This window comes from Nocardioidaceae bacterium (genome assembly GCA_018672315.1).
In the GTDB taxonomy this organism is placed as follows: Bacteria; Actinomycetota; Actinomycetes; order Propionibacteriales; family Nocardioidaceae; genus TYQ2.
Map to the genome: position 1 here is coordinate 2,420,298 of CP076053.1, position 13,391 is coordinate 2,433,688.

The following is a 13,391-nucleotide window of genomic DNA, read 5'->3' on the forward strand; positions in this document are numbered from 1 at the left end:
CGATGCGGGGGCCGGACCGGCGTCACAGCTCGCGGTGGACGGCGGTCAGGGCGTCGCGTACGGCGGCCTCGTCGACCTTGAGGACCTCGCGGTCCCAGGTCAGCAGGCCGTTGTGCTCGTCCTCGACGTCGGTCAGCTGGGTCCAGATCACCGCCGAGAGACCGGCCGGGACGCTCGGTGCCACCTGCTCGCGGAGCATGCGTACGAGTCGGTCGGTGAGGTCCGTCGAGGAGATGGCGTCGGCGTACCCCCAGGGTGCGTCCCCCCAGGTGTGGCCGGGCACCGGCAGGCCGACGCCGCCGTACTCGCCGAGGGCGTGGACCCGGTCGTCGCCCTCGGCGCGCTCCGGCATCCGCCACTCGCTCAGGTACTCGTGGTGGGTCGCCACGTCGCCGCCGCCCCGGTCGTGCCAACCGCTCGCGTGCACGACGGGTCGGGTCGGATCGGCCCGGGAGACGAGCGCACCGACCTGCACGGTGTCGAACTGGCCCCAGCCCTCGTTGAACACCGTCCACAGCACGATCGAGGGGACACATCGCAGCTGACGGACGATCTCCTCCGCGTGCTCCTCGAACCGTGCGCGGCCGGGCGCGTCGGCGCGACCGTGGAGCCGGCGCGGCCGCTCGGGCACCCGGTTGCGTCCGTCGATCGCTCGACCGACGTACGGGCCGCCGCCGTTGGGGAGGTCCTGCCACACGAGCACCCCGAGGCGGTCGCAGTGGTGGTACCAGCGGCGCGGTTCCACCGTGACGTGCTTGCGGATCGTGGTGAAGCCCAGTCGCTTCACCGTCTCGATGTCGGCCACCATCGCGGCGTCGCTCGGTGGGGTCAGCAGACCGTCGGGCCAGTAGCCCTGGTCGAGCACGCCGGTGTGGAGGAACGGCTCGCCGTTGAGCGTCAGCCGGGGTGTGCCCGCCGCGTCACGGTCGATGCCGACGGTGCGCAGGGCGGCGTACGAGGTCACCTGGTCCTCGCCGAGGGTGACCCGCAGGTCGTAGAGGAACGGGTCGGTCGGCGACCACCAGCGGGGGTCGGGGAGCGGGATGCGTACGCGTCCCGACAGCACCGCCGACCCCTCGGCCACGACGGTGTTGTCGGCGAGGACCTCGACACGGACCGGCGTCGTCGACCGGGCGCTCCCGTCGGGGTCGACGCGCACGTCGAGACCCCAGCCGTCGTCCACCCGCACGGTCGTGGCCTCGACGTGCTGGATGGCGGGGTCGGGCACGGCCTCGATCCAGACGGGCTGCCAGATGCCGGAGGTCGCGGTGTACCAGATGCCGCCGCGCTCGAGCCGCTGCTTGCCGCGCATGCCCTGTCCGGTCTCCGAGGGGTCGGTGACGGTCACCTCGAGGGTGTTGCCGTGGCGGCGTACGGCGTGCGTGATGTCGCAGTCGACCGGCAGGTAGCCGCACTCGCCCCGGCCGACGGGTGTCCCGTTGACGCGTACGTGGCAACGCTGGTCGACGGCATCCAGGTGCAGCACCACGCGGTGCGAGCCCGGGAAGTCCGCCGGCAGGTCGAACTCGCGGCGGTAGTGCAGGGTCTCGTGGGGCTGCAGCTGGCGGCGTACGCCCGAGAGCTCCGACTCCGGCGAGAACGGCACGACGATCGGCTGCCACACGTGGGGGCGCTCGCCGGTCGGGGCGATCGCGCACTCCCAGACGCCGTGCAGGCTGCGCCAGTCGGGACGGACGAGTTGGGGGCGCGGGTGCTCGGGGTGCGCGGCATCGCTGTCGAGGGTGCGACCCCATCGCGTGAGCACGTCTCGACCCTACGGAGTCCCCGCGAGGGAACGCCGACCAAGCCCCGAATCGACAACGCGGTGGATTGCGGTCATCAGGTGACTGCAATCCACCGCGCTGATGCCGGCGTACGCCTCAGGCGGTCTTCGGGAACGGCACCCCGGTGCTCGCGTGGCAGCGGTAGCCCCACGGCACCTTGTGCAGGTACTGCTGGAGAACCGGCGAAGACGCGTAGATCAGGTAGCGGCGTGGATGCGACGCTGCATCTCATAGAAGACCTCGAGATCGCCGGGCGGGAGGTCTCCCGTGGCCAACTCCGGCATGTCATCGCCTTGCAGCCAGCGCAGCACATCGTCGGGTTCGCCATGGATGATTGGCACTCTCGTCCGTTCATCGAGCTCCCAGGCTTCGACCTCCGCCAGCCGCCGCCACGCGATCCCGCTCTCGCCGGCTGCACGGATGAGCCATCTCGGCGCATAGTCGGATGCAAAGCAGGGGCACACCGCGAGCGCATCGCCGCGCGGCTCGCCGCCTCCCGCGTCCGTCGAGCCGATGTCCGGCGTGGCGACCGCGTCGAGGATCGCCTCGACCGGTGCGACAGCAGGGTCCATTCTTGGCGGTTCACCCGGCGGGGTCATGCGCAAAGGACAGTTCGGTGGATTGCGGTCACCGGGTGACTGCAATCCACCGCGCTGATGCCGGCGTACGCCTCAGGCGGTCTTCGGGAACGGCACCCCGGTGCTCGCGTGGCAGCGGTAGCCCCACGGCACCTTGTGCAGGTACTGCTGGTGCGGCTCCTCGGCGTAGAAGTACGTGCCCGCCGGAGCGATCTCGGTCGTGACGTCGCCGAGGTCGCGGCGGCGCAGCTCGGCGCCGTAGGTGTCCGCGAGCTCCTTCGCCGTCTCGAGCTGGGCGTCGGAGAAGGTGTAGATCGCCGAGCGGTACTGCGTGCCGATGTCGTTGCCCTGGCGCATCCCCTGGGTGGGGTCGTGCACCTCGAAGAACGTCTTCACCAGGTCCGCGTACGACACGATCGCCGGGTCGAAGACCACGCGCACGGCCTCGGTGTGCCCGGTGCGGCCCGAGCAGACCTCCTCGTACGTCGGGTGCGGGGTGATGCCGCCGGCGTAGCCGACCGAGGTCGACCAGACGCCGGGGGTCTTCCAGTAGATCTCCTCCGCGCCCCAGAAGCAGCCGAGGCCGAACACCGCGACGTCGAGACCCTCGGGGAACTCGTCGGTGACCAGGGGCGCGTCGAGCACCGCGTGGGTGGGGGGCAGCCGCCAGGGGCGCTCCGGGCGGCCGGGCAGCGCGTCGTCGCTGGTGGGGAGGGTGAGCTTCTTGCCGAGTCCGAACATGGGCTCATCCTCCCTCGCCGTCCAACGCGGCCCAACCTGGATCGCGTCCGCGAGCGCCTCCGGGGGTTAGGCTCGAACGGTGACCACCCAGGAGTCCGAGCAGGCAGAGGACTCCTTCCGTGCGCGCGTACGCCGAGCCATGCGACCGCCGGACCGGCCCTCGGTCGTGGCGGCCCGCCGGGCGGAGCGTCGCGCCGAGCGCGAGGCCGAGCTGGAGGCCGAACGTGCCGCCGCTCGCGAGGCAGCCGACGAGGCCGCCGACGAGCGGCTCGCCGAGAGGCTCGCCGAGCGTGTCGCGACCCAATGGCAGTCCGCACGCGAGCGTCGCGCCGAGCTGAACTCGCCGCTGCCCATCGTCGACGGGCAGACGCGTACGGGGCGCGCCGAGGTGCCCATCGCGCTCGACACCGCCGCGGCCTGGGCCTGGCGTCTGCTGCTGATCGCGGTCGCCGCGGGGCTGACACTCTGGGGCATCTGGGTGCTCCGCGTCGTCACCGTGCCCGTCCTCATCGCCCTGCTGCTGGCAGCGCTGCTCAGCCCCGCCGTGGTGCTGATGCGCCGCCTGAAGCTGCCCAAGGCCCTCGCCGCGCTCCTGACCGTCGTCGGCGGGCTGGGCCTCGTCTCGTTGATGCTGACCTTCGTCGGCAGGCAGATCGCCGACGGCTTCTCCGACCTCTCCGCCCAGGTGGCCGCAGGCATCGGGGAGGTCGACGTCTGGCTGCGCACGGGCCCGCTGGGACTCACCGACTCCCAGATCAGCGACGCGCTCGCCGAGGTGCAGCGCACCCTGACCGACGCCGACGTGCTCGACCGGGCCACCGACCTCACCCTGCTCGTCGGGCACCTGCTCGCCAGCGCCGCCATCCTGCTGCTCGCCACCTACTTCTTCCTCGCCGACGGCGGCCGCATCTGGTCCTGGCTGGTGCGCCTGTTCCCCGGCGGCAGCCGCGTACGGGTCGACCGTGCCGGGCGGGTGGCATGGCACTCGGTGACCCAGTTCGTCCGCGCCACCGTCATCGTGGCCGCTGTCGACGCCCTCGGCATCATGGCCGTCGCGGCCCTGCTCGACGTGCCGCTCGTGCTGGCCCTCGGCGTGCTGGTCTTCCTCGGGGCGTTCGTGCCGGTCATCGGCGCCTTCGTCACCGGGGTCGTGGCCGTGCTCGTCGCCCTGGTCGCCCAGGGGCCGGTGGTCGCGCTGCTGATGCTCGCCGGCGTCGTGGTCGTGCAGCAGGTCGAGTCGCACGTGCTGCAGCCGTTCCTGATGGGCCGGTTCGTCGCGGTGCACCCCCTCGGCGTGATCCTCGCGATCGGCGTCGGCGTGCTGCTGGCCGGCATCATCGGGGCCCTGCTCGCGGTGCCGCTGGTGGCCGCGCTCAACGCCGTGATCGTCGACTTCGGTCATCACCGCGAGCCCGACGAACCCTTGCCCGCCTCGGGGCCCCTGGCGGACGCGGCGGACTGACGTGGAGCTCACCGAGCCGGCAGTCGGCATCGCCGCTGAGCCCGCGGTCGACATCGCCGACGTGCTCGACGCGCGCCGCCTCCTCGACGGCGTCGCCGAGGTGACACCGATGCAGGAGGCGGGCTGGCTCTCACGCCAGGTCGGTGGGCGGGTGCTGCTCAAGTGCGAGAACCTGCAGCGCACCGGGTCGTTCAAGATTCGCGGGGCGTACACCCGGCTCGCACGCATGGATCCGGAGGTCCGCGCCGCCGGTGTCGTCGCCGCGAGCGCCGGCAACCACGCCCAGGGCGTCGCCCTGGCCGCGCGCATGATGGGCGTGAAGGCCGTGATCTTCATGCCGGAGGGGGCGCCGATCCCCAAGGAGCAGGCGACGCGCGGCTACGGGGCCGAGGTGCGGTTCGCCGGCGCGACGGTCACCGAGGCGCTCGAGGAGGCCGAGGCGTACGCGGAGGCGTCCGGCGCGACCCTGATCCACCCCTACGACCACGCCGACATCGTCTCCGGTCAGGGCACCTGCGGCCTGGAGATCCTCGAGCAGTGCCCCGACGTACGCACCGTGGTCGTGCCGACCGGTGGGGGAGGGCTGCTCGCCGGCATCGCCACCGCTGTCCAGGCCCGGGCGCCGCAGGCGCGGGTGATCGGGGTGCAGGCGAAGGGTGCGGCGGCGTACCCGCTGTCGCTGGAGGAAGGCCGCCCCGTCCCCCTGGCGCAGATGAGCACGATGGCCGACGGCATCGCGATCGCCAGCCCGGGACGCATCCCGTTCGCCACGATCAGCCGTCGCGTCGACAGCATCGTCACCGTGAGCGAGGAGTCGCTGTCGGCGGCGCTGCTGATGCTGCTCGAGCGCGGCAAGGTGATGGTCGAGCCCGCGGGCGCCGTCGGCGTCGCCGCGCTGCTCGACGGCGAGCTCGACGTCGAGTTCCCCGCGGTGGTGGTGCTCTCGGGAGGCAACATCGACCCGCTGCTGCTGACCCGGGTGCTGCGCCACGGCCTCGCCTCGGCCGGGCGCTACGTCTACCTCCGCGCCCGTATCGCCGACGTGCCCGGCGGTCTCGTGGGATTTCTCGAGGAGGTCGCCCGGTTGGCCGTCAACGTCATCGACCTCGACCACGAGCGCGTCAGCTCCAGCCTCGGCATCGACGAGGTCGAGGTCAGGCTCCAGGCCGAGACCCGGGGGCTCGACCACGCCGAGCGGGTGCTGGGTGCGTTGCGCTCGCGCGGCTACACCGTGGCGTACGACGGGCCGCCGTCGCAGTGACGGCGGCCCGGTCGCGGGGTGCTGCTCAGCAGCTGATCAGGAGGTGTACGGCGTCGCGTCGACGATCTCGACGGCGAGCTCCTTGCCGTTGGGCGCGGTGTAGGTGACCGTGTCGCCCTTCGTCGCCCCGTCGATCGCGACGCCCATCGCAGACTGCGGGCTGTAGACGTCGATGTCGGACTCCCCGGCCATCTCGTGGGCGCCGAAGAGGAAGGTCTCGGTGTCGTCGTCACCGGCGAAGCGGATCGTGACCTTCATGCCGGCACGCACGGTGCCGTCGTCGTCGGGGGTCTCGCCGACCTGGGCGCGACGCAGCATGTCCTCGACCTGCACGATGCGGGCCTCGAGCTTGCCCTGCTCCTCGCGGGCGGCGTGGTAGCCGCCGTTCTCCTTCAGGTCGCCCTCGTCGCGGGCGGCGGCGATGCGCTCGACGATCTCGGTGCGCCGCGGACCCTTGAGGTCCTCCAGCTCCGCGACGAGCTTGTCGTGGCTGTCCTGGGTCAACCAGATGGTCGACTCCTGCTGCTGGGTCATGACGGTTCTCCTTCGTCGCTGGGCCGGCTGACGCGTACGTCCGCCGGGGTGGTGCGTCCTGTCACGCACGCCGTCGTCGGTGCCGGCTCCTGCGTAGGAGCGGCACGTCGCCGCGCATCGACCGGTGCCGATCGGTGGGCTGTCCGCGACGGCCCGGGACTCACGGCGGGTGGGACACCGTAGCAATCCGCCCCGGTAGGCGGCCACGTATCCGACCGACCTGTCTTCTACCCCTCAGCGGGCGCGCGGCTGGCCCGGGGCGGTGCAACCGGTGGCGACGACCTGCACGGCGGGGCGCTCGGTGCGGATCGCCACGTCGAAGGTCGCGTCCTCCGGCTCACCGGGACCCAGGGTGAAGACCCGCTGCCCGACGGCCGAGTGGTCCTCGCCGTACGCCTGGACGATGCAGGTGGCCTCGACGCCGTCGTCGGCGCGGTCCACCAGCACGCTGGCGGTCGCCTCGTCGGGGGAGAGGATCTCGTACGAGCGGAGCTCCGAACGCACCTCCGGCACCGCGTGGAAGACCGCGACCCACGCCAGCCACCCCAGCCCCACGGCCGCACCGAGGCCGACGAGCACCAGGAGCAGCCGTCGCCGCCCCGGCTGGGGGGCGCCGTAGCGCTCGGCACGCAGGCCGGGGTCCATGGTGGTCACGTCCTCAGTGTCCCAAACGCACCGTGACCGGGCCCGGGCCGAGCCGGGTGTGCCTCGTCACGCGCCTACGATGGAGAGCATGTCCCTGCTCCGCCTGATGCACGTGCACGCCCACCCCGACGACGAGTCGAGCAAGGGTGCGGCCAGCACGATCAAGTACGTCGACGAAGGCGTCGACGTGCACGTCGCGACCTGCACCGGCGGCGAGCGCGGGTCGATCCTCAACCCCGCGATGGACCGCCCCGAGGTGCTCGCGGACATGACGAACATCCGGCGCGCCGAGATGGAGCGGGCGCGCGACCTCCTGGGCGTACGCCAGGACTGGCTCGGCTTCGTGGACTCCGGTTGGCCCGAGGGCGACCCGAAGCCGCCGCTGCCCGAGGGGTGCTTCGCGGCGGTGCCGCTGGAGGAGTCCACCGAGCGCCTGGTGCAGCTGATCCGCTCGTTCCGGCCGCACGTGGTCACCACCTACGACGAGAACGGCGGCTACCCGCACCCCGACCACATCCGCTGCCACCAGGTGACGATGGCCGCCTGGGACGCAGCGGGTGACCCCGACGCGTTCCCCGACGCGGGTGAGCCGTGGCAGCCGGCGAAGCTCTACTACCACCACTCGTTCTCGAGGCAGCGCATGCTCGCGCTGCACGAGGCCATGACCTCGGCGGGCATCGAGTCGCCGTGGGCCGAGCGCCTCGAGCAGTGGAAGCCCGACCCCTCGCACGACGACCGCATCACCACACGGGTGCCGTGCGGGGAGTACTTCGACCGGGCCGAGCAGGCCCTGCTCGCGCACGCGACGCAGATCGACCCCGACGGCCACTGGTTCAGCTGCCCGACCGACCTGCGGGCGCGCACCTGGCCGACGGAGGACTACGAGCTCGTGGAGTCGAAGGTCGCCACCGACCTGCCGGAGGACGACCTCTTCGCGGGCGTCCGGGAGTTCCTCGCCGCGCACGGCGACGTCAGCCCGGGGCGCGTGGACCGGTCGCCGGCGGGCACCGTGGGTCGACGGCCCTCGCCCCCCGCGGACCCCGCCGAGCGTGAGGCTCTGGCGGCGCGTGAGAAGCACGCGGCCGAGCACGGCGAGCAGGAGGAGAAGGCGTCATGACCGATCTCGTGAGCACGGTCGTCGCCGTGTCGGGCGTACGCCTGGAGAACCTCGACCCCGTGCCGGAACCCGCGGACGTCAACGCGGGCACCCTCGGCCTCCTCGTGCTGCTCCTGCTCGTCGCCGCCGTCGTGGTGCTCGTGGTGCTGATGAACCGTCAGCTCAAGCGGGTGAACCGCAAGAACGCGGAGGGGGCCTACGACGACCTCCCCGGCGCGAGGCGTACGCCGCACGACCGAGCCGGCGACCCCGGCGACACAGGCGGCGAGGGCCGGGACTGAGTCTCAGGCTGCGCGCGTGAGCAGCACCAGGCAGTCGTACGCCGTGGCGTGACCGTCGTCGGTGCGCACCTCGCGCCCGACCCGTCCGGCCGTCTCGACCTTCGTACGCGCCTCGGCGTCGGCGAGGTCGCCGAGCACGTCCTCGGCGGTGTAGAGCACCGCGGGGTCCTGCGGGCCGCCGTGACCGTCGGCGAGGTTGCTCGAGTCGTGCGCGACGACGAACAGCGTCCCCCCGGGGCGCAGCATCGTCAGGGCATTGCGCAGCGCCTCGCCGCGCGGGCCGGCTGCGAGCTGCAGGTAGGCGACGACCACCAGGTCGACCGGCTCGTCCGGTCGCCAGGTGCGGGCGTCGGCCTCGACGAGTTCGACGCGGTCGGCCACGCCGCGCTGCTCGGCGATCGACCGGGCCTTGTCCAGGCCCTTGCCCGAGAAGTCCACGGCCTGGACCGACCAGCCCTTCTCGGCCAGCCACACCGCGTTGCGGGCCTCGCCGGCAGCGAGGTCGACGGCCGAGCCGCAGGGCAGGTCGACGAGGTGCTCGGCGACGAACTGGTTCGGCCCGGCTGACCAGACCAGCTCGCTGCCGGCGTACCGCTCGTCCCAGTCGGAGGCGTCCACGCCGTCCTCATGCCCCGAACGGGCGTGCTCAGGCCTGCTCAGGCCTGCTCAGCCCTGCTCGGCCTGCTGGGACTCGATCTGGGACCGCACCTCGTCCATGTCGAGGTTCTTCACGCCGGTGATGACCTGCTCCAGCGCCGCGGGCGGCAGGGCGCCGGCCTGGCTGAAGACGAGGATGCCCTCGCGGAACGCCATCAGGGTCGGGATCGAGGAGATGTTGGCCGCGGCCGCGAGCTGCTGCTCGGACTCGGTGTCGACCTTGCCGAAGACGACGTCGCCGTGCTGCTCGGAGGCCTTGTCGTAGGTGGGCGCGAACTGCTTGCACGGGCCGCACCACTCCGCCCAGAAGTCCACCATCACGATGTCGTTGTCGGTGACGGTCTGCTCGAAGTCGGTGTAGGTGAGGTCGGTGGTGGCCACGGGGGCTCCTCGGAGGTCTCGGGTCGGCCTTCCGGCCGCGTACACCCGCACAAGGCGTACGCGCCGCTCGCTATTCCTCGGCCGTCTCCTCATCCGCTGCGGTCGCGGCGGCGGGTTCGCTCTCGGGTCGGCGGCCGTCGGCGAGCTCGCTGAGGTAGCCCAGCACCACGGCCGCGGTCGCCGCCACGGGCACGCTGAGGAACGCGCCGATCACCCCGAACAGCGTCGAGCCGAGCACGATCGCCAGCAGCACGACCCCGGCGTGCAGACCGAGGCTGCGGCCCTGGAGCCAGGGCAGGAAGACGTTGCCCTCGAGCTGCTGCACGACCAGCACGATGACGAACACGATGATCGCGGCGACCACCCCGTTGCTGACCAGGGCGACGAGCACGGCGAGCGCTCCCACGGTGACCGCGCCGATGATCGGGGCGAAGGCGGCGACGAAGGTGAGCACGGCGAGGGGGAGCGCGAGGGGGACCCCGACGATCAGCAGTCCCACCCCGATCAGGATCGCGTCGAGCAGCCCGACGAGGGCCTGGGCGCGGATGAAGCCGCTGATCGTCACCCAGATCCGCCGCAGCAGCTCGGTGAGGTGGGCCCCGCCGGTGCGTCCCGCGAGGCGGTCGACCCAGGGGAGGAACCGGTGGCCGTCCTTCAGGAAGAGGAAGGCGAGCACCAGGGTGAGCACCAGGTTGATGAGGAACCCGACGACGGCGCCGGCGGTCACCAGCAGCCCGTTCGCGATCTGGTCGGCACTGGCGCTGAGGCGGTCCTGGGCCTGGGTGACCACACTGGAGAGCTGGTCGTCGGAGATGCTGAGCGGGCCGTCACGCAGGTAGCTGCGTACATCGTCGAGTCCGCGTGAGGAGGACTCGGCGAGGTCGGCCACCTGGGGCGCGACGGTGGGCGCGATGACGCCGACGAAACCGGCGACCACGAGCAGTGCGGTCAGGATGCCGATGCCGGCGGCCGCGGCGTGGGGGAGGCCCCGGGCGTGCAGCCACGCGGTGAGCGGGTGCAGCACCGTGCACAGCAGGATCGCCAGCAGCACCGGCAGCAGGATGCTCCAGGTCACCGAGACCAGCAGTCCGAGCGCCACGAAGCCGACGGCCAGCACCAGGAGGTGGGCGGTCCAACGGGCGGAGGTGGCGAGGCCGCGGCCGATGCGCTCCTCGCGGGTGGCGTGCTCGGCCTGGTCCTCGGGTCGGTTCGGCATGAATACCATCATTCCCGCCCGCAGGCCCGTGAGCCGACCTATGGTCGATTCGAGGCTGATCGCGAGCGTGGGTCGCGGTCGAAACCAGGGGCGAGGGGGCCGTTGTCGTGTGGATCGTGCTGGGAGTCGTGACCGTACTGGTGGCCGTGGGGCTGCTGCGATGGTCGCAGCCGCTCCACCCGGCTGCCGTCGGGGTCGATGCCTGGGCAGCCGCCGCGCAGCGTCGTGCCCACCGTCGGCAGGCCGTACGCCGTGTCGCGGCGCAGCGACGGGCGGCCGTCCCGTCCCGCGTCCTGGCACCCGTCGCCGAGCAGGCGTCCCTGGAGCGTGACGACGTCATGGTCTCCGCCGTCGACGTCGTTCCGGCCGAGGGCACGACACCCGACCAGCTGGTGGACCGGCACCTCGACGGGGTCTTCGCCCACCTGCGGGCGGCTTCGCTCGAAGCTCCCGAGACCGTGGCCGTCGACCGGGCCGACACCAGGACGGCCGTCGTCGAGCCGGTCGAAATCCGGCCGGAGCCCGAGACCGAGCCCGCACCTGTCGAGGCTCTCGTGATCGAGCCCCTCGAGCCCATCGAGCACGGCGAGCTCCACGATGTCGCCGAGCCGGCGGCGGGTCCGGTCGACGAGCAGCGCGAGGACGACGAGACCTGGGAACGCGTGCTCGGCATGCTGCGCCGCACCGAGGCCGGCGCGCCCGAGCCCGTCGCCGACGAGGCGCCGACGCCCGCACCGCGTCTGTCCGTCGTACCCGCCCAGCGCCAGGAGAGGGAGCCGGCTCCGGTGCTCGCGACCGTCGGCGCGCCGGCGAAGGTGCGACGCTGCGGCGTGTGCCGCGAGCCTGGGCACGACCGCCGACGCTGCCCGCAGGCGCAGGCCAGCTGAGCAGCCGCCCGGACGACCGACCTCGTCACGCGCTCGGTCGTCGCTTCACCCCGCGTCGCCCGGTCGCTAACGTCTGCCCTGCACCACCGCGGTGCTCGGGGGACGACGGATGGCAGGAGTGCGCGTGATCTGGCTGGTGCTGGCGATTCTCGCCGTGGTGCTCGTCGCTGCGTGGCTGTTGCGGCGGGCCAGGGTCGGCAGTGCCGGCGGTACGACGCCCGCGGTCGGACCGCTGGGTCGCGGCGCACCCTCGGACGACGAGCGCACGATCGGCAACCTGAGCTTCGTGGACGACGGCGACGACGGTCCCGTGCACCCGTGGATCTCCCGGCATCAGCTCGCCGGAGCCCCGTACGACCAGGAGCAGGAGCAGGAGCAGGACGAGATCCTCACGGTCGAGATCGACGACGACGCCCAGGACGCTCAGGACGCCCGGGACGCTAGGGACGTCAGCGAGCACGCGGAGGAGGTCGTCGTCGAGATCGTCGAGGACGACACGCCCCGCGAGCCGGTCGAGGAGGCCGAGCCGGTCGAACCCGCCGAGCCCGCCGAGCCGGTCGAGGCGCCGTACGAGGCCACCGATGTCGCACAGCGAGCCACGCTCCCCGACGACGACGTGTGGAACCGCATCCTCGGCATCGCCCGCGGAGAGATCCCCGTGCCCGAGCCCGAGCCCGAGCCCGAGCCGGAGTCGGAGCCCGAACCGGAGCTCGAGATCGAGTGGACCCCTGAGGCCCCTGAGGCCCCTGAGACCCCCGCGTCGGACCTCGAGGCCTCAGCGGATGAACCTCCCCCGCCCATGACGGAGCCGCAGCAGCAGGCACAGGCCGCGGCCCGCGTACGCCGCTGCGGCCACTGCCGGCAGATCGGGCACGACCGCCGCAGCTGTCCCGAGCTCGTCGGGCCCGACCAGACCGACTGAGGTCACACACCCGCAGGGGCGTGGAGGCCCGACACATCGGGCACGAGTCATGCCGTGACTGACCAGGCGGACCAGCAGCAGGACGGACCCCTCATCGGTGTGACCGGCGCGACCGGTCGGCTCGGTGGCCGGGTCGCGTCCCTCCTCAGCGAGCGAGGCCTCCGTACGCGTCTGCTCGTGCGCGACGCCGACCGGGCGCCCGACCTGCCGCGTGCCGAGGTGGCCGTGGCGTCCTTCGAGGACACGGACGCGGTCGAGGAGGCGCTCGCCGGGGTCGACGTCGTCCTCATGGTCAGCGCCCACGAGGCGGAGGACCGTCTGGACGTGCACCGCGGGTTCATCGACGCCGCCGTGCGCGCGGGGGTGGGGCACCTGGTGTACACCTCGTTCGCCGGCGCGGCTCCGCACGCCGTGTTCACCTACGGCCGCACCCACCACGCCACCGAGCAGCACCTCATCGACACGGGCATCGGCCACACGGTGCTGCGCAACAACTTCTACCTCGAGATCCTCCCCGACCTCGTCGTCGACAGCGAGCTCAAGGGACCGGCCGGCAAGGGGTGCGTCGCGGCCGTCTCGATCGAGGACGTCGCCGAGGCCGCGGTCGAGGTGCTCGTCGACCACGAGTCCCACGTCGGCGAGTGCTACGACCTCTGCGGTCCCGCCGCGCTCTCGCTGGAGGAGGTCGCGGCCCGACTCAGCGCCCTCGGTGACACCGTCACCTACGTCGAGGAGCCGCTGGAGGCCGCGTACGCCTGGCGCCGGGAGTCGGGCGCCCCGGAGTGGCAGGTCGAGGGCTGGGTCTCGACCTACACGGCCATCGCCGCCGGCGAGGTCGCCGGCGTGGGCACGGGCGTCCGCGCGCTCACCGGTCACCCGCCCCGCACCCTCGAGGAGGCCCTGGGCGGGTCCGCCGACTGACCCA

The 13,391-nt window shown here is 72.5% G+C and carries 15 protein-coding genes; 7 read left to right on the plus strand and 8 right to left on the minus strand.

Features of this window, described 5'->3' with window-relative positions; all coding sequences use genetic code 11:
• Nucleotides 1-22: 22 nt before the first annotated feature.
• From KLP28_11710 to msrA, 3 genes are all read right to left on the minus strand, one after another.
• Complete coding sequence (locus tag KLP28_11710; protein ID QWC84247.1) at nt 23-1,765, minus strand: hypothetical protein; 1,743 nt, start codon at nt 1,763-1,765, stop codon at nt 23-25.
• A 216-nt stretch (nt 1,766-1,981) separates the two neighbouring features.
• Nucleotides 1,982-2,383, minus strand: coding sequence for a hypothetical protein (locus KLP28_11715; GenBank protein QWC84248.1), 402 nt, complete (start codon nt 2,381-2,383; stop codon nt 1,982-1,984).
• A 72-nt stretch (nt 2,384-2,455) separates the two neighbouring features.
• The gene (msrA, locus tag KLP28_11720; protein ID QWC84249.1) at nt 2,456-3,103 is read right to left on the minus strand and encodes a peptide-methionine (S)-S-oxide reductase MsrA; all 648 of its coding nucleotides are present in this window, start codon (nt 3,101-3,103) and stop codon (nt 2,456-2,458) included.
• 79 nt (nt 3,104-3,182) lie between these two features.
• On the opposite strand from msrA, the gene KLP28_11725 reads away from it, so the two are divergent.
• Both KLP28_11725 and KLP28_11730 read left to right on the plus strand, forming a co-directional pair.
• A complete protein-coding gene (locus KLP28_11725) occupies nt 3,183-4,565 on the plus strand; it encodes an AI-2E family transporter (protein QWC84250.1) in 1,383 nt (460 codons plus the stop codon).
• A 28-nt stretch (nt 4,566-4,593) separates the two neighbouring features.
• Nucleotides 4,594-5,826, plus strand: coding sequence for a threonine ammonia-lyase (locus tag KLP28_11730; GenBank protein QWC86954.1), 1,233 nt, complete (start codon nt 4,594-4,596; stop codon nt 5,824-5,826).
• Nucleotides 5,827-5,862: 36 nt separating this feature from the next.
• Here KLP28_11730 and greA read toward each other — a convergent pair whose 3' ends face one another.
• Together greA and KLP28_11740 are read right to left on the minus strand one after the other, a co-directional pair.
• Complete coding sequence (gene greA / locus KLP28_11735) at nt 5,863-6,360, minus strand: transcription elongation factor GreA (GenBank protein QWC84251.1); 498 nt, start codon at nt 6,358-6,360, stop codon at nt 5,863-5,865.
• A gap of 234 nt (nt 6,361-6,594) precedes the next feature.
• Complete coding sequence (locus KLP28_11740; protein QWC84252.1) at nt 6,595-7,014, minus strand: DUF4307 domain-containing protein; 420 nt, start codon at nt 7,012-7,014, stop codon at nt 6,595-6,597.
• A gap of 70 nt (nt 7,015-7,084) precedes the next feature.
• Between KLP28_11740 and mca the strand changes: the two genes are divergently transcribed.
• Nucleotides 7,085-8,122 carry a mycothiol conjugate amidase Mca gene (gene mca / locus KLP28_11745; protein QWC84253.1) on the plus strand — a complete coding sequence of 346 codons (1,038 nt, stop codon included), beginning with the start codon at nt 7,085-7,087 and terminating at the stop codon, nt 8,120-8,122.
• Complete coding sequence (locus KLP28_11750; GenBank protein ID QWC84254.1) at nt 8,119-8,403, plus strand: hypothetical protein; 285 nt, start codon at nt 8,119-8,121, stop codon at nt 8,401-8,403. Before mca ends, KLP28_11750 begins: the two co-directional genes overlap by 4 nt.
• 3 nt (nt 8,404-8,406) lie before the next feature.
• Here the strand turns inward: KLP28_11750 and KLP28_11755 are convergent, their stop codons facing one another.
• From KLP28_11755 to KLP28_11765, 3 genes are all read right to left on the minus strand, one after another.
• Entirely contained in the window at nt 8,407-9,021 is a 615-nt protein-coding gene (locus tag KLP28_11755) for a class I SAM-dependent methyltransferase (protein QWC84255.1), read from the minus strand.
• Nucleotides 9,022-9,069: 48 nt separating this feature from the next.
• On the minus strand, nt 9,070-9,441 hold the full coding sequence (gene trxA / locus KLP28_11760) for a thioredoxin (GenBank protein ID QWC84256.1): 372 nt from the start codon (nt 9,439-9,441) through the stop codon (nt 9,070-9,072).
• Between the two features lie 70 nt (nt 9,442-9,511).
• Nucleotides 9,512-10,657, minus strand: coding sequence for an AI-2E family transporter (locus KLP28_11765; GenBank protein QWC84257.1), 1,146 nt, complete (start codon nt 10,655-10,657; stop codon nt 9,512-9,514).
• Between the two features lie 128 nt (nt 10,658-10,785).
• On the opposite strand from KLP28_11765, the gene KLP28_11770 reads away from it, so the two are divergent.
• The 3 genes from KLP28_11770 to KLP28_11780 all read left to right on the plus strand — a co-directional run bounded on the left by KLP28_11770 (nt 10,786) and on the right by KLP28_11780 (nt 13,387).
• Entirely contained in the window at nt 10,786-11,544 is a 759-nt protein-coding gene (locus tag KLP28_11770; GenBank protein QWC84258.1) for a hypothetical protein, read from the plus strand.
• Nucleotides 11,545-11,653: 109 nt separating this feature from the next.
• A complete protein-coding gene (locus tag KLP28_11775) occupies nt 11,654-12,466 on the plus strand; it encodes a hypothetical protein (protein ID QWC84259.1) in 813 nt (270 codons plus the stop codon).
• A 54-nt stretch (nt 12,467-12,520) separates the two neighbouring features.
• Nucleotides 12,521-13,387 (plus strand): SDR family oxidoreductase, encoded by an 867-nt coding sequence (locus KLP28_11780; GenBank protein QWC84260.1) that lies wholly within the window; start codon nt 12,521-12,523, stop codon nt 13,385-13,387.
• Nucleotides 13,388-13,391 lie beyond the last annotated feature (4 nt).